General features: G+C 43.2%; 18 protein-coding genes. 10 read left to right on the top strand and 8 right to left on the bottom strand.

The genetic code is table 11. The features are described 5' to 3' along the window. The first annotated feature begins 222 nt into the window (after nucleotides 1–222). The 3 genes from rapA to C9J48_RS20040 all read left to right on the top strand — a co-directional run bounded on the left by rapA (nucleotide 223) and on the right by C9J48_RS20040 (nucleotide 5,040). Entirely contained in the window at nucleotides 223–3,141 is a 2,919-nt protein-coding gene (gene rapA / locus C9J48_RS20050; RefSeq protein ID WP_006228377.1) for an RNA polymerase-associated protein RapA, read from the top strand. A 92-nt stretch (nucleotides 3,142–3,233) separates the two neighbouring features. Beyond that, on the top strand, nucleotides 3,234–3,953 hold the full coding sequence (rluA, locus tag C9J48_RS20045) for a bifunctional tRNA pseudouridine(32) synthase/23S rRNA pseudouridine(746) synthase RluA (protein ID WP_006228378.1): 720 nt from the start codon (nucleotides 3,234–3,236) through the stop codon (nucleotides 3,951–3,953). Nucleotides 3,954–4,035: 82 nt separating this feature from the next. Further along, nucleotides 4,036–5,040: a D-2-hydroxyacid dehydrogenase gene (locus C9J48_RS20040; RefSeq protein ID WP_006228379.1), complete on the top strand. Its 1,005-nt coding sequence runs from the start codon at nucleotides 4,036–4,038 to the stop codon at nucleotides 5,038–5,040. Nucleotides 5,041–5,156: 116 nt separating this feature from the next. Here the strand turns inward: C9J48_RS20040 and djlA are convergent, their stop codons facing one another. Next, nucleotides 5,157–5,996, bottom strand: coding sequence for a co-chaperone DjlA (gene djlA / locus C9J48_RS20035; protein ID WP_006228380.1), 840 nt, complete (start codon nucleotides 5,994–5,996; stop codon nucleotides 5,157–5,159). A 173-nt stretch (nucleotides 5,997–6,169) separates the two neighbouring features. Between djlA and lptD the strand changes: the two genes are divergently transcribed. From lptD to C9J48_RS20005, 6 genes are all read left to right on the top strand, one after another. Continuing rightward, nucleotides 6,170–8,551, top strand: a complete 2,382-nt coding sequence (gene lptD, locus C9J48_RS20030; protein ID WP_006228381.1) for an LPS assembly protein LptD — start codon at nucleotides 6,170–6,172, stop codon at nucleotides 8,549–8,551. A gap of 46 nt (nucleotides 8,552–8,597) precedes the next feature. Further along, entirely contained in the window at nucleotides 8,598–9,902 is a 1,305-nt protein-coding gene (gene surA / locus C9J48_RS20025; RefSeq protein WP_006228382.1) for a peptidylprolyl isomerase SurA, read from the top strand. Continuing rightward, on the top strand, nucleotides 9,889–10,881 hold the full coding sequence (gene pdxA, locus C9J48_RS20020) for a 4-hydroxythreonine-4-phosphate dehydrogenase PdxA (protein WP_006228383.1): 993 nt from the start codon (nucleotides 9,889–9,891) through the stop codon (nucleotides 10,879–10,881). Before surA ends, pdxA begins: the two co-directional genes overlap by 14 nt. Beyond that, nucleotides 10,878–11,693, top strand: a complete 816-nt coding sequence (gene rsmA / locus C9J48_RS20015; RefSeq protein WP_006228384.1) for a 16S rRNA (adenine(1518)-N(6)/adenine(1519)-N(6))-dimethyltransferase RsmA — start codon at nucleotides 10,878–10,880, stop codon at nucleotides 11,691–11,693. The genes pdxA and rsmA overlap by 4 nt, the downstream gene beginning before the upstream one ends. A 150-nt stretch (nucleotides 11,694–11,843) precedes the next feature. Beyond that, a complete protein-coding gene (gene apaG, locus C9J48_RS20010; RefSeq protein ID WP_006228385.1) occupies nucleotides 11,844–12,227 on the top strand; it encodes a Co2+/Mg2+ efflux facilitator ApaG/CorD in 384 nt (127 codons plus the stop codon). Between the two features lie 8 nt (nucleotides 12,228–12,235). After that, nucleotides 12,236–13,057 carry a symmetrical bis(5'-nucleosyl)-tetraphosphatase gene (locus tag C9J48_RS20005; protein WP_006228386.1) on the top strand — a complete coding sequence of 274 codons (822 nt, stop codon included), beginning with the start codon at nucleotides 12,236–12,238 and terminating at the stop codon, nucleotides 13,055–13,057. Nucleotides 13,058–13,153: 96 nt separating this feature from the next. Here the strand turns inward: C9J48_RS20005 and folA are convergent, their stop codons facing one another. The 7 genes from folA to rplU form a co-directional block, all read right to left on the bottom strand. Further along, nucleotides 13,154–13,648, bottom strand: a complete 495-nt coding sequence (gene folA / locus C9J48_RS20000) for a type 3 dihydrofolate reductase (protein ID WP_006228387.1) — start codon at nucleotides 13,646–13,648, stop codon at nucleotides 13,154–13,156. A 34-nt stretch (nucleotides 13,649–13,682) separates the two neighbouring features. After that, a complete protein-coding gene (locus C9J48_RS19995; RefSeq protein ID WP_006228388.1) occupies nucleotides 13,683–14,156 on the bottom strand; it encodes a threonine/serine exporter family protein in 474 nt (157 codons plus the stop codon). Then, nucleotides 14,153–14,944, bottom strand: coding sequence for a threonine/serine exporter family protein (locus C9J48_RS19990; RefSeq protein WP_006228389.1), 792 nt, complete (start codon nucleotides 14,942–14,944; stop codon nucleotides 14,153–14,155). Before C9J48_RS19990 ends, C9J48_RS19995 begins: the two co-directional genes overlap by 4 nt. A 185-nt stretch (nucleotides 14,945–15,129) precedes the next feature. After that, nucleotides 15,130–16,305, bottom strand: a complete 1,176-nt coding sequence (gene cgtA, locus C9J48_RS19985; RefSeq protein WP_006228390.1) for an Obg family GTPase CgtA — start codon at nucleotides 16,303–16,305, stop codon at nucleotides 15,130–15,132. 103 nt (nucleotides 16,306–16,408) lie between these two features. Continuing rightward, on the bottom strand, nucleotides 16,409–17,335 hold the full coding sequence (locus C9J48_RS19980) for a DMT family transporter (RefSeq protein WP_006228391.1): 927 nt from the start codon (nucleotides 17,333–17,335) through the stop codon (nucleotides 16,409–16,411). A 64-nt stretch (nucleotides 17,336–17,399) separates the two neighbouring features. Beyond that, complete coding sequence (rpmA, locus tag C9J48_RS19975; RefSeq protein WP_006228392.1) at nucleotides 17,400–17,657, bottom strand: 50S ribosomal protein L27; 258 nt, start codon at nucleotides 17,655–17,657, stop codon at nucleotides 17,400–17,402. 19 nt (nucleotides 17,658–17,676) lie between these two features. Next, nucleotides 17,677–17,988, bottom strand: a complete 312-nt coding sequence (rplU, locus tag C9J48_RS19970) for a 50S ribosomal protein L21 (RefSeq protein ID WP_006228393.1) — start codon at nucleotides 17,986–17,988, stop codon at nucleotides 17,677–17,679. A gap of 278 nt (nucleotides 17,989–18,266) precedes the next feature. On the opposite strand from rplU, the gene ispB reads away from it, so the two are divergent. After that, nucleotides 18,267–19,238, top strand: coding sequence for an octaprenyl diphosphate synthase (ispB, locus tag C9J48_RS19965; RefSeq protein WP_006228394.1), 972 nt, complete (start codon nucleotides 18,267–18,269; stop codon nucleotides 19,236–19,238). The last annotated feature ends 121 nt before the right edge of the window (nucleotides 19,239–19,359 follow it).

Genomic DNA, 19,359 nt, shown 5'->3' with positions numbered 1-19,359 from the left:
TACTATTAAAGACCGGAGATTTTAAATAAATGTGACAATAAAAACTGTAAGGTGGATTGATCACTTTCACCGTGACCTTACTCACATCATGCAGTACCATTACTTCCCTTTTTTACCGTAGCGGATTCTGGCTTACACTTAATACCAGTGTAGACCAAAAAAAAATTCGTGCCGGGTTACACATTCTCCGATATATCAAATAATTAGAAGGCTTTTACTACTATGCCATTTACTTTGGGCCAACGTTGGATCAGTGATACTGAAAGTGATTTAGGTTTAGGTACCGTTGTTGCTGAAGATAAGCGAACAGTTTCCATAATGTTCTCCGCCTGTGAAGAGAGCCGCCTGTATGCACGAAGTGATGCTCCAGTTACCCGTGTAATGTTTAATGTTGGTGATGTAGTTGAAAGCCATGACGGCTGGTCACTAGAGGTAAAAATCGTCGAAGAAAATGGCGGTCTTTTTACTTATATTGGAACACGTACGGACACTGATGAAGAAAACGTAAAGTTACGTGAAATCTTCCTAAGTCACCAAATCCGCTTTAACAAACCACAAGATAAATTATTTGCGGGTCAAATCGATCGTATGGATCGTTTTGCCTTACGCTACCGCGCTCTTACCAATCAATATGAACAGCATAAGAGCCCATTACGTGGTCTGTGTGGTATGCGTGCAGGTTTAATTCCTCACCAGTTATTCATCGCGCATGAAGTGGGTCGACGTTACGCACCCCGTGTATTACTCGCAGATGAAGTGGGGTTAGGTAAAACGATTGAAGCCGGTATGATCATCCATCAGCAAGTGCTTGCAGGGCGTGCTGAACGCATTCTGATTGTTGTACCTGAAACGCTTCAACATCAATGGCTTGTCGAAATGATGCGTCGCTTCAACTTACACTTCTCTATTTTTGATGAAGAACGTTGCGTCGAATCACTTGCAGATGCAACTAACCCATTTGAGACTGCTCAATACGTCTTATGTTCGTTAGATTTCTTGCGTAAAAGTCGCCGTCGTTTCGAACAAGCACAAGATGCCGATTGGGATTTATTAGTTGTCGATGAAGCACACCACTTAGAGTGGAGTGAAGATAAGCCAAGCCGCCAGTACCAAGTAGTTGAAGCATTAGCGGAAGCAACACCCGGCGTCTTACTGCTAACGGCAACACCAGAACAACTCGGTCGTGAAAGTCACTTTGCTCGTTTACGTTTACTCGATCCTGACCGTTTTTATGATTACGAAACCTTTGTTGAAGAAGAGCGCCAATACGCCCCTGTGGCAGAAGCCGTCACTCGTTTACTTTCTGGTGAGAAAATCGATGATGACGCCAGAAAAACGTTAATCGATTTACTGTCAGAACAAGATATTGAGCCAAAGCTTCGTCTTATCGAATCTAGCGATGTTGATGATGAACACGCGCAAACCGTGCGTCATGAGTTAATTGATAGTTTGATGGATCGCCATGGTACAGGTCGCGTATTGTTCCGAAATACACGTGCTGCGATTAAAGGGTTCCCTGAACGTCATCTCAACATGTACCCGTTAGAACTGCCTTCGCAATATAAAACGGCGATGCGTGTTTCTAGCATGATGTCAGGCTCTATATCGACTGAACAAAAAGCCATAAAACTGCTTTACCCTGAAGATATTTATCAAGAATTCGAAGGTGAGTCAGCAACATGGTGGAACTTTGACCCGCGTGTAAACTGGTTGCTGGATATGCTAAAAGCAAACCGTAACGAGAAGGTTCTCGTGATTTGTTCTCGCGCACAAACAGCCTTAACCCTAGAGCAAGCATTACGTGAGCGTGAAGGTATTCGTGCGACAGTGTTCCATGAAGGCATGTCGATTATCGAACGTGACAAAGCAGCAGCTTACTTCGCACAAGAAGATGACGGTGCTCAGGTCTTATTGTGTTCTGAGATCGGCTCTGAAGGACGTAACTTCCAATTCGCAAATCAGCTAGTAATGTTTGATTTACCGAATAACCCTGACTTACTTGAACAGCGTATTGGCCGCCTTGACCGTATTGGTCAGCAGCGTGATATTGAAATTCATGTGCCGCACCTAGAAGGTACGTCTCAAGCTTTGCTAGCGCACTGGTACAACGAAGGGTTAAACTCTTTTGAAGAAACTTGTCCTACTGGCCGTGCTGTCTATGAAGCCGTCAGTGACGATCTAATAGCGCTATTAGCATGTGAAAAACATGAACCTGCAGATCTAGAAAACTTGATTGAAAAAAGTGCAGCAATGCACTTCGAGTTGAAATCGAAACTAGACCAAGGTCGTGACCGTCTGTTAGAGATCCACTCAAACGGTGGTGATGCTGCCAATGAGCTCGTGACGAAAATATCATCAAAAGATGGCGATACCAACCTTGTTGCTTTCTCTCTGGGTTTATTTGATACCATTGGTTTGAATCAAGATGATAAAGGTGAAAACGCCATTGTCGTGACCCCTTCTGAGCACATGATGGTAGCAAGCTACCCAGGCTTACCTTATGACGGTTGTACTATCACCTTTGATCGTGAAACAGCGCTATCACGTGAAGACTTGCACTTCATTAGCTGGGAACACCCAATGATTCAAGGTGGTATTGATTTACTGCTATCTGAAGGCGTTGGTGCTACAGCCGTCTCGTTATTGAAAAATAAAGCATTGCCTGCCGGAACGTTACTGCTCGAAATGGTTTACGTGGTTGATGCACAAGCACCAAAATCATCAGGAATTGGTCGATTCTTACCGAAAACACCAATCCGAATTTTGCTGGATGCGAAAGGTAGCAACCTCTCAAACAAAGTCGCATTTGAAGGTTTCAACCGCCAGTTAAGCCCGGTAAATCGTCACCTTGCAAGCAAGCTTGTTAATTCAGTACAGAAAGAGATTCACGTTTTAATTGCTCAAGCAGAGCAAGAAGTCGCCAAAGAATTGGTGACCGTTCGCGAATCTGCACAGGCTGAAATGGAAAATAGCCTACAAGCTGAATTAAACCGTCTTCAGGCATTAAAAGCGGTGAACCCTAATATTCGAGATGATGAATTAGAGCTAATTGAAAGCCAAATTCAAGATCTCACGGGTTACATTGGTAAAGCACAAATACAACTGGATTCATTACGTCTCATTGTTGTTAGCCATAACTAATGCACCCCTTTTAATCTAGGTTCAAAAGCCGTGTACCAGTCTATTCTGACGCGGCTTTTGTATTTAATTACCTCTATTTTTCAGAGTAAATAATGAAACCGTTACCGCATTTAGACTACCACCCACCCACTGATCCTTGGTTAGATATTCTTCATCATGATGAAGACATTATCATGCTAAATAAACCGTCTGGCTTGCTATCTAATCCTGGTCGGAATCCAGAACATTACGACAGTGTGTATAGCCGTGTTTTACGTGATTACCCAGAAGCACACATTGTCCATCGCCTTGATATGTCGACTTCGGGTTTGATTATGTTGGCGGTAAACAAAGATGCTGAACGTCATTTGCATGCACAGTTTCGCGAACGTGCTACCCAAAAAGTCTATTATGCCCGCATATGGGGACATCCTGACCAAGACACGGGGACGGTTGATTTACCCTTGATTTGTGATTGGCCGAATAGACCTAAACAAAAAGTTTGTTACGAAGATGGAAAACCATCAGTAACGCATTACGAAGTAGTTGCTCGTGAAGCGCAGACCACACTAGTTCGTTTACACCCTATCACAGGTCGCTCACACCAGCTTCGTGTACATATGCAAGCTTTAGGTCATCCAATAATTGGTGATGAGTTTTATGCCAATGACGAAGCAAATGCGATTGCTGATCGTCTTCATTTACATGCCGCCGAAATTGCTTTTACGCACCCTGGCACCAAAGATCCCATTCACTTTTTTGCACCCTGTGAGTTATTTCCTGATGTGCCGATGAAAACCATCGAATTCCTCTCAGCAGATCAAGAAAAATAATATCAAGCCTTGTGAGTTCATCCAGATTTGGTCTTAATATGAATTATTCACCATTCATTACGATCAAATCGGATTTGCTCCCATGAAAAACCATTCATCCATTGAACAACCGTCAGTCTCTGAAACACCCCTCACTCAAGAAATAGTCTTTCTCGATCGTGCGACCATCCCCAAGCATATTCAACTACCATCGCCTAATTTCCCTCATGAATGGCAAGAATTTGCGACAACAAAACCCGAGCAAGTCATTCAACGCCTGCAACATGCGACTATCGCGATCGCTAATAAAGTCATTCTTGATGCCGATGTATTGAGCCAATTACCTCAACTGAAAATGATCGCGATCTCTGCAACAGGTACAAACAATGTCGATTTAGCGTACTGCCACCAGCACAACATTACGGTGGCAAACATTCGAGGGTACGCAACAGATTCAGTGCCAGAGCATGTGATCGCCATGATGTTCGCCTTAAAAAGAAACCTGATGGGGTATCACCAAGATATCCAAGCAGGTGTTTGGCAACAGAAGAAGCAATTTTGCTTTTTTACCCACCCTATTTCTGATATTTCGGGATCTACGCTAGGAATCATTGGTAATGGAGGCTTAGGACAAGCTGTAGCAAAGCTAGCTAAAGCGTTAGGTATGGATGTGTTGTACGCGGAGCATAAAGACAAAGAAACCTGTAGAGACGGCTACAGGCCTTTTAATGAAGTCATCGCTCATGCAGATGTCGTGACTTTACATTGCCCATTAAGTGAACACACTCAAAACCTGATCGGCAGCAATGAATTCAATCGTATGAAACCCAATAGTATTTTGATTAACGCAGGTCGTGGTGGATTAGTCGATGAAGACGCATTAGTGGATGCATTAAAGAATGGTGATATTGCGGGGGCTGGAGTCGATGTATTTACCCAAGAGCCTGCAGATATGAGCAATCCTTTAATTGCCAACGCCGATTTACCCAACCTTATTCTAACCCCGCATGTCGCTTGGGGTTCAGACTCTGCCATTCAAACACTAGCCAATCAATTAATTGACAATATGAATGCCTACGTCGCAGGCAAGCCTCAAAACCTAGTCTAACCTTTTCACTTAAAGGTTCTATATTCAAAAAAAACGAGAGCTAAAGGCTCTCGTTTTTCAGGTTATATTCGTTAATAACCATACTGTTGATTTGCTACACCGTTGATTAAAGTCTATTACTTAAAGCCTTTTTCTTTACGGATCATATCGTAAGCCGCTTGAAGCTCTTGCGCTTTTTGATTAGCGATTTCCATCATTTCTGGTGGTAACCCTTTTGCTGCAAGCTTATCAGGATGATGTTCATTCATTTGTTTACGGTAGGCACGTTTTACTTCTTGCGACGTTGCACTTTCCGTTACACCTAAGACTTCATAGGCATCTGCGAGTTGATCTCGCGTTGGTGCTTGGTTAAACCCACCACCATGCTGCTGATTAAATCCACCTTGCTGAAAACGAAATGCCGCTTCTTGCATGTGTAAACGCTGCTCTAACTGACGCTCAGAGAAACCTAAACTACGCGCAATAACATGTAATAGCTGGCGTTCATTCTGGTGCAACGAGCCATCAGCAAATGCTGCTTGAATTTGCAACTCTAAGAAGAATTGCAGTAAATCGGCTCGCCCCGCACAATTTTGACGGACCTTTGCTAAAGTTTCCTCTAGAGGGAATGCATCTTCTTTGCCTTCACGAAATGCATTTTGTGCCTGACGACGAGCTTCGCCATGCAAATTCATCCGATCCATAATGGCACTGGCAACACGAATTTCTTCTTCTGTTACATGTCCTTTGGCTTTTGCCATATGACCCATAACAGCAAAGCCAGCATAAAAGAATTCGGCTTGACGTTCCTCACTGTTCGCTCGGCTGGTGCCAAAACCACCAAAGCCGCCGCCACGATAAACATTTCTTCGTGCCTTATCGAACTTATGTCCTAAAAACAGACCTAATAGCAATCCAAACGGACCACCAAGAAGGAAACCAAAAAATGCGCCTAGAATTTTGCCCCACATCTGCATTCTATACTCTCTGGTAATTTGTTAAATTTATTCAAGGTTTACTCGACACTGTGGCTTGAAAAGATGCCGTCGAGATAAATTTGCATTATGATAGCTGTCATTTATCGGGAATGCTTGTAAAAAGCGCAACCAAATAGCTATGCGCCATAAACTGAGACAGGAATGTTAACCAGATGTCATTAACCTCCCGCAGCTTACTAGCCACCATGATCAGCCTCGCGCTGTATGGTCCGGCTATGGCAAATGAAAATAATAAATTAAGCGAAGATGTCAATGATGAGCTTGCTCTAACCAGTGACAACGTGGATGAGATCGAGTTAGTGCGTGGTGTTTGTATTGCGCCTCAAGATCGCTCGACAGATCCCAACAATGACCCCATAAAAGTCACAGCCGATCACGCAGAAGCTCTCGACAAAACAAAAGTCACCTACACGGGTGATGTCGTTGTACAGCAAGGAAACCGTACCATCGCGGCCGATCAGGCATCTCTTCGTCAACCTGAAAATATTGTCGTCGCTGAAGGCAACGTCTATTTTCATGACGGTACGCTGGAAGTCGACTCTGAACGCTTACAAAGCGATCTCGATACCGAAGATTCTGAAATGGATCACGCGGTGTATAATCTAACCTGTGAACCTGGACGTGGTGAAGCACGAAGAATCACCAAAACACACGCTCAAGGTACACAATTTTATCGCATGAAAGATGGTACTTACACCACTTGTCCTGCTGACGATAAAAGTTGGCGTTTCTCTGCAACCACATTGGAGCGAGAAGGCGATTCACCTTTTGCTAATCTATACAATGCCCGTTTTGAAGTGCTTGATGTGCCCGTATTCTATTTACCGTACCTTCGTGTTCCGGTTGGCAAAGAACGTTTAACAGGTTTTTTATACCCATCAGTCAGTTATGGTTCGCGTGATGGTTTCGAGTTTGAGACCCCATTTTATTGGAATATAGCCCCCAACTACGATTTAACCTTAACGCCAAAGTACATGAGTAATCGTGGACTGCAGCTTAATACTGATTTCCGTTATCTAACAGAATTTGGCCAAGGCTCACTGAAAGGCGAATACCTCGCCAGCGATAAGGCTGCAGATGATAACGACTCTCGCTGGGCATTTAACTATTCACACAATGGTACGTACAAAAGCCATTGGTTGTTTGACGTTGATTACAGTAAAACCAGTGATTTCGACTATTTTACTGATATTGATTCTAGTATCGGTAACCGTGAAGACAACAACTTATTACAAACAGCTGAAGTGTCTTACCGCGAGCAATATTGGGATTCAACCCTGCGGGTACGTGACTTCCAACCGCTGACCGAAACCGGCCAAGGTTCACAATACCGTTTAATGCCGCAGCTCGAGTTTAACTATTACCGCCCTAATCTACCCTACGAGTTAGATTTTTCGATGGCCAGTAGCATCAGTAGCTTTGCCAACGATGATGCAAATAAACCAGACGCGACGCGTGTTCATCTTGAACCGGCATTAACTTTACCGTTCGCAACACCTTGGTGGTCGTTAACCTCTGAAGCAAAATTACTTTATACTTATTATAATCAAGATCTTAAAAGCTACTCTCGTGACGGAATAGAAGAAACAGTATCACGAACTATTCCTACGGCGCGTATTCACAGTGGCTTATACCTAGAACGTGATACATCGATTTGGGGGCAAAATTACACCCAAAGCTTAGAGCCTCAAATTCAATATCTGTATGTTCAGAATGTCGACCAGGAAGGTATTTATAACCCTGTCGATGATAAAGATGACAATAACAATAATGTTGGTGGTTACGACAGCACCCGTTTACAACAAGATTACTATGGTCTGTTCAGTGATAAAACCTACAGCAGTGTCGATTACGTCGCCCCTGCGAATCAATTCACAGTCGGTGCATCAACACGCTATTTTGATGGTAACTTTAAGGAACGATTTACCCTTTCCTTAGGTCAGATATTCTATATCGACAAACCAACAGTGGATGACGAAGCAGAAAGCTATTCAGCCACCGCCCTTGAAACGGAATTTAATTATGATGACTGGCTCTTCTTGAAAGGCTCAATGCAATATGATGCCAGCGATAAAGAAGTGCAAATTGCCAACGGGGCGATTGAATACCGAGAGAATGGGGTGTATATCCAGCCCAACTACCGCTATGTATCGAGTAGCTATTTAGATAAATACGTTGCCAACCCTAACTCAACTGATAACGATGAGCAAGACGGCATATCTCAGTTGGGGCTTTCGACTGGGTTCCCATTACACGGCGGAATCAGCGTACGTGCTGATTACTTCCATGATTTGAATGTCAACAAGATGGTCGAAGGTCAAGTTGGTCTAACATACCGTTCAGCTTGTTGGTTAATCGGTTTGACGTACAACAAGTATGCTTCAAGTTCATTAGGTTTAAGTAATACCGAATACGACAATAACGTATCACTCACCTTCAGCCTGCTTGGTTTACAAGGGGCGAAACCATTTGGTGCAACCAGTGATACGAGTAATGCGATGTCGTACGGCAATTCATTTTCTTTAAATAATTAATTCAATTACGAACTGATTCGTAATTGCAAAAATAGATGGAACGTAGATGAAAAAGTGGAAAATTTCTTTGCTAGGTATAGCAATCTGGAGCTTGGCGGCAAGCAGTATGGCTGCTCCCAAGGAACTTGATAAAGTTGTGACACTCGTCAATGACAGTGTGATCTTGCAAAGTGATGTCAATGCGATGCTGCAAACGGTGCGCATCAATGCCGCAGAGCAGAATCAACCGCTACCTGATAATGCTTTATTGACTGAACAGGTCATGGAAAAGCTGATCATTGAAACACTGCAGCTGCAGCAAGCAGAGCAATTTGGTATTCGTATTGACGATACTCGACTTGATCAAGCCGTCGCTGAAATAGCCAAAGAACGTGAACTCACTATTCCTCAACTTCAGCAAGAGCTAGAGAAAAGTGGAATATCTTACTCTATCTTTCGCGAGCAAATGCGTCGTGATATGACCGCAAGTGAAGCTCGTACTATTCAAGTGCGTCGTCGTATCAATATTTTACCGCAAGAAGTTGATATGCTAGCTGAGCAACTCAACAAGCAAACATTACAAACAGTTCAATTCAATATTAGTCATATCCAATTACGAGTTGAAGAAGGGGCAACAAAAGTACAGCGCGAAGAAACCCAACAACAAGCCCAACAACTTGTTGATGAGTTGAAAAATGGTGCAGACTTCGCCAACCTCGCCTACAGCTACTCTAAAGGGCCTAAAGCTCTACAAGGTGGAGAATGGGGCTGGATGCGCCAAGAAGAAATGCCGACCATTTTTGCTGACCAAATAAAATCTAATGGCAAAGGCGCGATTATTGGCCCTTTCCGCAGCGGTGTTGGCTATCACATCATTAAAGTAAATGATGTAAAAGGCTTAGAAACGGTTTCTGTCACAGAGGTCAATGCACGCCATATTCTAATTAAAACGTCGGTTATTTTAAGTGATGACGGGGCAAAACGTCAGTTAGAAAAAGCCCGCCAAGACATCTTAGCGGGGCGACAGACCTTTGCTGATGAAGCTCAAAAATTGAGTTCCGATCCAGGCTCTGCAGCAAACGGTGGTGAACTAGGTTGGCAAACACCGGATCTATACGTACCTGAGTTTAAAGATAAAGTAGAAACACTACCTAAAGGTACCATCAGTGAACCATTCAAAACGGTTCATGGTTGGCACATCGTAGAAGTGCTTGAGCGCCGTAATGTCGATCGTACCGATGCAGCAGTGAAAAACCGCGCTTATCGCATTCTCTTTAGCCGTAAATTTAATGAAGAAGCGCAAGCATGGTTACAAGAATTACGCGCAGGTGCTTACATCGAACAACTAGGAACAAATGATGACCAAGGTTAAACGCATTGTTATTACCCCTGGTGAACCCGCTGGAATTGGTCCAGATTTAATCCTCGCATTAGCCCAACATGCTTGGTCACACGAGCTTGTTATTTGTGCTAACGCTCAGCTTATGGTAGAACGTGCAGCCCAATTGGGATTACCGTTAGAAGTGAAGCACTACGATGCTACACTTCCAGCGCAGCCACATCAGGCTGGTACTTTGGTTGTAGCTAATCACGAATTAAACGCGCCCGTTATTACTGGTGAGTTAAATGAACAAAATGGTCACTACGTACTGCAAACATTAGAGCATGCCGCACAAGGTTGTTTAAGTGGTGAATTTGCAGCACTAGTAACAGGACCTGTTCATAAAGGTGTGATTAACCGCGCAGGGGTATCTTTTAGTGGTCACACTGAGTTTTTCGCTCAGCAAGCGAATACTGCGCAAGTTGTTATGATGTTGGCAACAGAAGGATTACGCGTCGCATTAGTGACGACACATATTCCTTTGGCGTATGTATCTCAAGCGGTAACTGAAGACCGTTTACAACAAGTAACCCGAATATTGCATGCTGATTTAGTCAGTAAGTTTGGGATCGAAAATCCAACAATTTACGTTTGTGGCTTAAATCCACATGCGGGTGAAGATGGATGTTTAGGGCGGGAAGAAATCGAAGTGATTACTCCGGCTCTCGATAAACTTCGCCAACAAGAAGGCATGAATCTAGTAGGTCCATTACCTGCAGATACAATCTTCAATGAAAAATATTTAGCCGATGCAGATGCTGTATTAGCTATGTATCACGATCAAGGGCTACCAGTGCTGAAATATAAAGGCTTTGGTAAAGCGGTCAACATTACGCTAGGTCTGCCCTTCATCAGAACGTCAGTAGATCATGGTACCGCACTGGAACTCGCAGGTACTGGACAGGCGGATATCGGTAGCCTTTGGACAGCGCTATCGCACGCCCTCGAATTGGTAGAAAAACAAGCATGAGCAGCGATCAAGTCCACCTAGGTCACCGCGCCCGTAAGCGCTTTGGCCAGAATTTTTTGAATGACCCATACATCATTGACGGTATTGTTTCGTCGATCAACCCACTACCAGGTCAAAACCTGGTAGAAATTGGCCCTGGCCTTGGTGCAATTACTGAACCTGTTGGTAGGCTTGTAGATAAGTTCTCAGTTATAGAGCTCGATCGCGACCTTGCTAAGCGTTTACGTCATCATCCAGATTTGGCTGATAAGTTAACGATTTATGAAGGCGATGCAATGCGCTTCGACTTCACGCAACTTATTAAACCAAATAATAAATTGCGTATTTTTGGTAATTTGCCTTACAACATCTCAACACCGTTGATGTTTCACCTTTTCACTTTCCACGAACATGTGGAAGATATGCACTTTATGTTGCAAAAAGAAGTGGTGAACCGTTTGGCTGCGGGTCCTGGCTGTAAAGCCTATGGACGCTTAACGGTAATGGCACAGTACTACAGCCGAGTAACACCGGTATTAGAAGTACCGCCAGAATCATTTACACCAGCACCAAAAGTGGATTCTGCCGTTGTTCGTTTAACGCCATATGAAGTATTACCACACCCATGTACTAACCTTAAGTGGCTAGACCGTGTTTGTCGTGAAGGCTTTAATCAGCGTCGTAAAACGATTCGTAACTGCTACAAAGCACTATTAACCGTTGAACAGTTAGAGCACTTAGGCGTAAACCCTGGACTACGTCCAGAGAATATTACTCTGCAACAGTTTGTTAAGATGGCAAACTGGTTAGATGCGAATCACCAAAACGCATAAAACAACGAGGGAAAGTATCATGCACTCAGCGATACATTTTACTATTCCTCGGCTCATAGCTATTTAGCTCAGTTTTCTGTCTTTACAGATACTGTTCTAAATAGCTATGAGATAAATCGTTACCTCCGCCAGAAGAAAGGAAGCACTATCTTGAGCGCGAATTCCCCCCCAACAATTAAATGCAATGTCGTTACTCATTATATTGAGGAACAATCTGAACCTGACAATCAGCGTTATGTTTTCTCATATACCATTACGATTAGAAACCTAGGAAAAGGTTCTGCCAAATTACTAAGCCGTTATTGGCTAATAACCGATGCAAATGGGAAACGGCTCGTGATTGAAGGTGAAGGCGTGGTTGGCGACCAACCAGAAATAAAGATGAACGAAGAATATACTTATACCAGCGGTACGATCATTGAAACACCACTTGGTGTAATGCAAGGTCACTACGTCATGGACACTGAAGATGGTGAGACCTTTAAAGCTGAAGTATCTCCGTTTAGGTTAGCAATACCCAATATTCTCCATTAAGGAATTGTATGGCAACCTACCTTGTCGGTGATATCCAAGGTTGTTTAGACGATCTTCTTTATCTTCTTGAACAAGCTAAATTTAACCCTAAACATGATGAACTGTGGTTGGCTGGAGATCTCGTCGCGAGAGGGCCAAAGTCGCTAGAAACATTACGTTTTGTGAAAGGTTTAGATCGCTCCGCTACCATTGTTTTAGGCAATCATGACCTGCATTTATTAGCGACAGCTAACGGTATTACCAAACCAAAAAAGAAAGATAAAATTCAAGCCATTTTAGACGCGCCAGACTCAGTAGAATTGCTCGAGTGGCTGCGTAAACAACCCCTTTTTGCTAACCATCCAACATTACCTTTTGCCATGTCACATGCGGGGATTCCACCTCAATGGAACTTATCGCAAACGCAACAATACGCCCGTGAAGTGGAAGTCTGTTTACAATCCGATGACTACCTTTGGCTGCTAAAAAATATGTATGGCTGTGGTCCAGATTTTTGGTCTAACGAACTCATTGGGATTGAACGATACCGTTTTACGATTAATGCCCTTACTCGGATGCGCTTTTGCTACCCTGATGGACGATTGGATATGGCATGTAAATTATCCCCTAACGATCCTGACATAGGCGAACTTGTACCTTGGTTTGATCTTCCACGTCACCAAGTATTAGATAAAAAAATAATCTTTGGTCATTGGGCTGCATTATGTGGTCATGAAGATGAGAAAGTCATTGGGCTCGATACGGGGTGTGTCTGGGGAAATAGCATGACATTGTTACGTTGGGAAGATAATGCTCGCTTTGAAAAAGCGTGTCCAGCTCATGCGAATTAATCTATGCGATAACGATATTATCCAATGAAATAACTAGCTGTCAGTTTCATATGAATAACACTGACAGCAAATACCATTCTGAATTGATATAAAACCTTAAGTAAGATCGACGTTGCGATCTAAAATCACAAATTGCATATCATGCGCGTTCTTTTCATCAGAAGAATAGTGTTCAGTATAACTTTTAATCCAACCATCTCCCCAATCTGGGAAGCAAGTATCACCATCAACATCAAGATCGATAAATGTTAAATAAAGGCGATCAGCACTTGGTAAGCACGCCTCATAAATACTGCCGCCACCAATGATCATTAACTCTTCAATATCCCCAGCAGCATGCTTTGCCGCTTCTATATCGGCAACAACCGTAACACCTTCGACGCTAAATGCAGGGTTACGACTAATAACAATATTCAAACGACCAGGTAAAGGGCGACCAATTGATTCAAACGTTTTACGCCCCATCACAATTGGCTTACCCAAGGTAGATTTCTTAAACCATGCAAAATCTGCAGGTAAATGCCATGGCATCGCATTATCTTTACCAATAACGCGATCTTTAGCCATCGCTGCGATCATACTGATCTTCACTTCATATCTCCTTAAGTAATACCCATAGATAAATTTATACCACTGACCGGCGACGATAAAACAATAGCCCAGGCATTGCCAGTCCAATAGCTAAAGCAGCCACAATAAAGACAGCCTTCAGAACATTTTCTATCATCAAACCCCATAATTCGACACTGTAGCCACTATGATTAATTTCAACCAATGCAATCATCGCTTTAAACGCAAACACGCCGGGTACCATAGGAATCATTGCTGCAACGGTAAAGACTTTAGGGTGGGCAAGAAAACGATGTGACCAATGTACACCAATCATACCGACTAACGTTGCGGCACCTAACGTTGCCCATTCAATAGGTACACCCCAGTGCAATAATACAAAGCGACAGCCATGACCTAACGCCCCACCAATCGCACAATACTTTAAGGCTTTTTGAGGAACATTAAATACCAGCGCAAAACCAACGGCTGGGATCATCGAGAAAAACATATCGTTAAGTAATGCCATAAAAAAATCAAGATTGATCATGACAACCACCCCCATACACCGAGTACATTCATCGCAGCAACAATCCCCATACTGGTCGATAATGTTAACAAGCTAGCTAGAGTCCAACGTGCTATACCCATATTCGAATATCCCTTCACCATATCAGAAATGGCATTAATTAAAGGGAACCCTGGAACGAGCATTAATACTGATGATGCCATGGCCAAGAAGGGGGTTTCACCAATTTGGTATACTTGACCTAAGCCCGAAATCAAGGTTGTGACAAAGGCTGTAACACCAAAATTAACAAGCGGATTAAAGTGGCAATGGGCAATTTCTTGTCGCACAAACATGCCCACAGAAGAAGCAATAAACGTCAGAAGAAATACCGGCCAATCACCACCAGCTAACCGGCTAAATGAAGCACAAGACAAGCCGATCATCACAATAACAAGGAAACGGTTATACCTCAGAGGTTTGATCTTTTCTAAACGATGATGCACGCTGTCTATATCTAATAACCCTCGTTCAGCCATAATGCAAACTCGCTGGATATCGGTCACAACTTGCATATTTATCCCACGATCTTGGCAGCGACGTGTCGTTGTAATACAACGTCCGTGATTCAGGGTCGTGATGACCATAGAGCTTGCAGACAGCGACACCTCAACACTCTCAACGCCCAAGGCGACACCTAATCGACAGGTTACATCAGTGACTAGCGTGCTTTCAGCACCATGCTGGAGTAGCTTCTGTCCTGCAGCCACTGCCAATCGTGATACTTCTCTCTGTTCAGGCTCTGATAACCGCCTCAATCCCGTTGTCATGCTATTCCCTTAGTTCATTCATTGCAGCAGCTATAGTGACTCATCAATCACATTCTACTTAAAGTACCATTAAGAATAATTATCAGACAAATCAATTATAGCCTTGTTGATTAGACACAAAAAAACCGCTCATAAGAGCGGCTTTCATTAAGATAATCAGTGTAAGCTATTATGATAGCTAACGATTACGGCTTGTAGATGATCTCTACGTCGTAATCATCTTCATTCCAGTTATCCCAATCGTCATCATCGTCATCATCTTCTTCAGCTTTTTTAATTTGCTCAGCGTGATAATCGTCCCACTTGAATTCAACCTTCTCAACTTTCTCTTCAACTTCGTCATACTTATTCTGAGGAAGTGATTCGATCGTTGTCATTAGGTCGTAAGTTAGCTCTTTAGTACCGTCACGAGTAAGTGCAGAGATACAGTAGTAATCACCTTCCCACGCTAACGCTTCTAAGACTTCGCTAATTTTCGCTTGTGTATCTTCTTCTGACAACAAATCAACTTTGTTGAAGATAAGCCAACGCGGTTTATTTGCTAACTTATCACTGTATTTGTCCAGCTCGTTAATAATTGTAAATGCATTCTCAATTGGGTCAGAACCATCAGCAGGTAGCAAATCAATCATGTGCAACAGTACACGACAACGCTCTAGGTGCTTAAGGAAGCGTATACCTAGACCTGCGCCATCAGCAGCACCTTCAATCAAACCAGGAATATCAGCAACAACGAAACTACGCTCAGCATCAACACGTACAACACCTAAGCTAGGAATCAAGGTGGTGAATGGGTAATCAGCAACTTTCGGCTTAGCGGCAGATACAGAGCGAATGAAGGTAGATTTACCAGCGTTAGGTAAGCCAAGCATTCCTACATCAGCAAGTAACAGTAGTTCAAGACGTAAATGACGAATTTCACCTTTACTGCCCATTGATTTTTGTCGAGGAGCACGGTTCACAGATGACTTAAAGCGTGTGTTACCAAGACCGTGGAAACCGCCTTTAGCAACCATCACTTTAACGCCGTGATCCGTTAAGTCAGCAATGACTTCACCTGTTTCTTCATCGATCGCACGAGTACCAACAGGAACAGTCAAGATCTTATCTTCACCACGATGACCCGTACAGTTACCACCACGACCATTTTCGCCACGTTCAGCAGCATGGAAGCGCTCAAAACGGAAATCAATCAATGTATTAACGTTTTCATCTGCGAGTAGGTAAACATCACCACCGTCGCCGCCATCACCGCCGTCAGGACCGCCTCGAGGCACATACTTTTCAGTACGGAAACTAACGGTACCGTTACCACCGTCGCCAGCATCAGCTCGAATTACCGCTTCATCTACAAACTTCATCTTTTTCTCCGCACTGTGGCGTTTAACATACGAGTCTGACTTATTACATGCTTTACGCACATTAAATTAATCAGATTGTATTAACCATTGTAATGGACCTTGGCTATTTGTGCTGGCGAATAATTTTATGGCCAATTGCACAGAACATGGCACTGCTCACCACAACCATTGCACCGAGATACCCTAAAGTATTAAGGTCTGCTGCTACAAAGAATTGTGGCCAAATCAAACTAGCAAGGTCTACAAATAATATCGTAAACAAGGGAGCAAGGGTAATAACCGCACTCACTTGTGAAGCTTGCCAACGTGCCATTGCTTCAGCAAATGCACCGTATCCTACAAGCGTATTAATACAGCAGAACATCAACATGCCCAACTGTCTCGAATCCATTAATAAAAGCTGCTCTGGTTGAGCCATCGGCGTAAGCATTAGTGCACAGATCACATAGATCATCAGTAAGATCTGAGGTGAACTGAACTGCTTAAGCAAGCACTTTTGTGCCAGCGCATAAACAACCCAAACTAAAGCGGCAACGACTGCTAATAATACGCCAAGCGTATACCCTGTAAAACTCGTTAATAAATCAACTAGTTTTTCATTAAAAAACAGGAGCAAACCGAACACCAAGCATGACACACCAATTATTTGGTGTACGCCTAACTTTTCTTTAAACAGCCATACACTCGACAATAACAAAATGACGGGAGCCAACTGAATAATGACCTGAACCACTGAAGGATCTAGGAATTTTAATGCACTGTTATACAGTACAAAGTTACCAGCAAGACCAATACTACCCAGCAATAACAGACCAATATCTGAAAGCCTAGCAGATTTAACTTGAGGTAATTGCTTTCGCCAAAATAACCAAACACCTAAACCAATAGAAGCAGTTACAAAGCGATACCAAACGATGGTAAAGGGATCCATCACTTCTACAGCTTGTTTCATGGCAATGGGCAAAGCCCCCCAAAAAACAGCCGTTGTCAGTGCTAAAGCCATACCAGCAGCAGGGTTATGAGTAGACATAAACCCTCCATAAATAAAAAGCCCCGCCAATAGGCAGGGCTTTAATATTCGTTACGAGGCTAAATTAAGCAGCTTCGATAGTTACGAATTTGCGGTTTTTAGGACCTTTAACTTCGAACTTAACTTTACCGTCAGTAAGTGCGAATAGTGTGTGGTCTTTACCCAAACCAACGTTAGTGCCTGCGTGGAACTTAGTACCACGTTGACGAACGATGATGTTACCTGCAAGTACAGATTCACCACCGAAGCGCTTAACACCTAGACGTTTACTTTCTGAATCGCGGCCGTTATTAGTAGAACCGCCAGCTTTTTTGTGTGCCATCTTTAAATTCTCCTAGTTATTAAGCGCTGATGCCAGTGATTTTGACTTCAGTGAACCACTGACGGTGGCCCATTTGCTTACGAGAATGCTTACGACGACGGAACTTAACGACTTTAATCTTATCGCCACGACCGTGCGTTACAACTTCAGCAGTTACTTTACCACCAGTTACGAATGGTGCACCAACTGTTACTTCTTCACCGTTAGCAACTAAAAGAACGCAATCAAACTCAACGTTTGCGCCAGTTTCAGCTTCTAGTTTTTCCAAGCGCAAGGTTTGACCTTCGCTTACTCGGTGTTGCTTACCACCACTTTGGAAAACAGCGTACATGTCTTACTCCGCTTCTCCGCATAGGCCATTTGCCACGTAAATTTTGGGCAATGGGTATGCGCTTAATCTTGTCATCAATAGGGCGCGAATGTTACGTGAAAACGACGCTTCTGGCAACCCATTAAAGAAAGAAAATTGGTGGAAAGGTGTTCAATAATTTAAGCGGTCTCATTATGATTAATCGGGGTTATGAATAAAGATATAATTTAGTGTAAGATTCCATAACTGTTTTGAATAATTCTCCGCCTTAAGCGGCCAACAATTTTGCTGGATGTATAATGGATTTTAAAGCTATCCAAGCGCTCACCGCCAACGATATGGCGGAAGTTGACGCGAAGATACAAGCACAACTGAACTCAGATGTAGCTCTTATTAATCAACTAGGCTTTTACATTGTAAGCGGTGGTGGCAAACGCTTACGTCCAATGCTTGTCGTTCTTGCCGCTCGAGCTTTGGGCTATCAAGGAGACAAACATATAACGGCTGCTGCATTTGTAGAATTTATTCATACTGCAACATTGTTACATGACGACGTTGTTGATGAATCAGACATGCGCCGTGGTAAAGAAACAGCCAATGCTGCATTTGGTAATGCAGCGAGCGTTCTTGTCGGGGACTATATTTATACCCGTTCATTTCAAATGATGACGAGTCTTAGATCGTTAAAGATCCTTGATGTCATGAGTGAAGCAACAAATGTGATCGCTGAAGGTGAAGTTCTGCAGCTAATGAACTGCAATGATCCTAATACGACTGAAGATAACTATATGCAGGTTATCTACTCTAAAACGGCGCGTCTTTTTGAAGCTGCAACTCAGATTTCTGCGATTATCACAGAATCTTCTACTGAAGTTGAAGTTGCGCTGCAAGACTATGGCCGTTACCTCGGTACTGCTTTTCAGCTCATTGATGATGTGTTGGATTATGTCGCAGATGGCAAGGAGATGGGTAAAAACGTGGGTGATGACCTTTCCGAAGGCAAACCAACACTTCCACTGCTACATGCTATGCATAATGGTAATGAAGCGCAATCAGCCATGATTCGTGAAGCGATTGAAAAATCCAATGGCATGGACAAACTAAACGATATTCTTGCCGCCATGCGCGAAGCTGGCTCTTTGGAATACACTCAACAACGTGCGGAAGAAGAAGCAGATAAAGCAATCGCAGCACTAGCGCCCATTGCTGAGTCTGATTACAAAGAAGCGTTAATCCAACTAGCCCATTTAGCGGTTAAACGTACAAAGTAAAATCGATATTTCGATAAAAAGCCTGCCTCGTGCAGGCTTTTTTATATCCCGACGATCCTCACAGTGATCCAAACACCAACATCGGATCGTATCTATACTTATATTAATCGAAAATCGCTTT

This window comes from Photobacterium profundum (assembly GCF_003026285.1).
Lineage (GTDB): Bacteria > Pseudomonadota > Gammaproteobacteria > Enterobacterales > Vibrionaceae > Photobacterium > Photobacterium profundum.
Note: the sequence above shows the minus strand (reverse complement) of the source record. Positions and strands in the feature narration are given on the sequence as shown.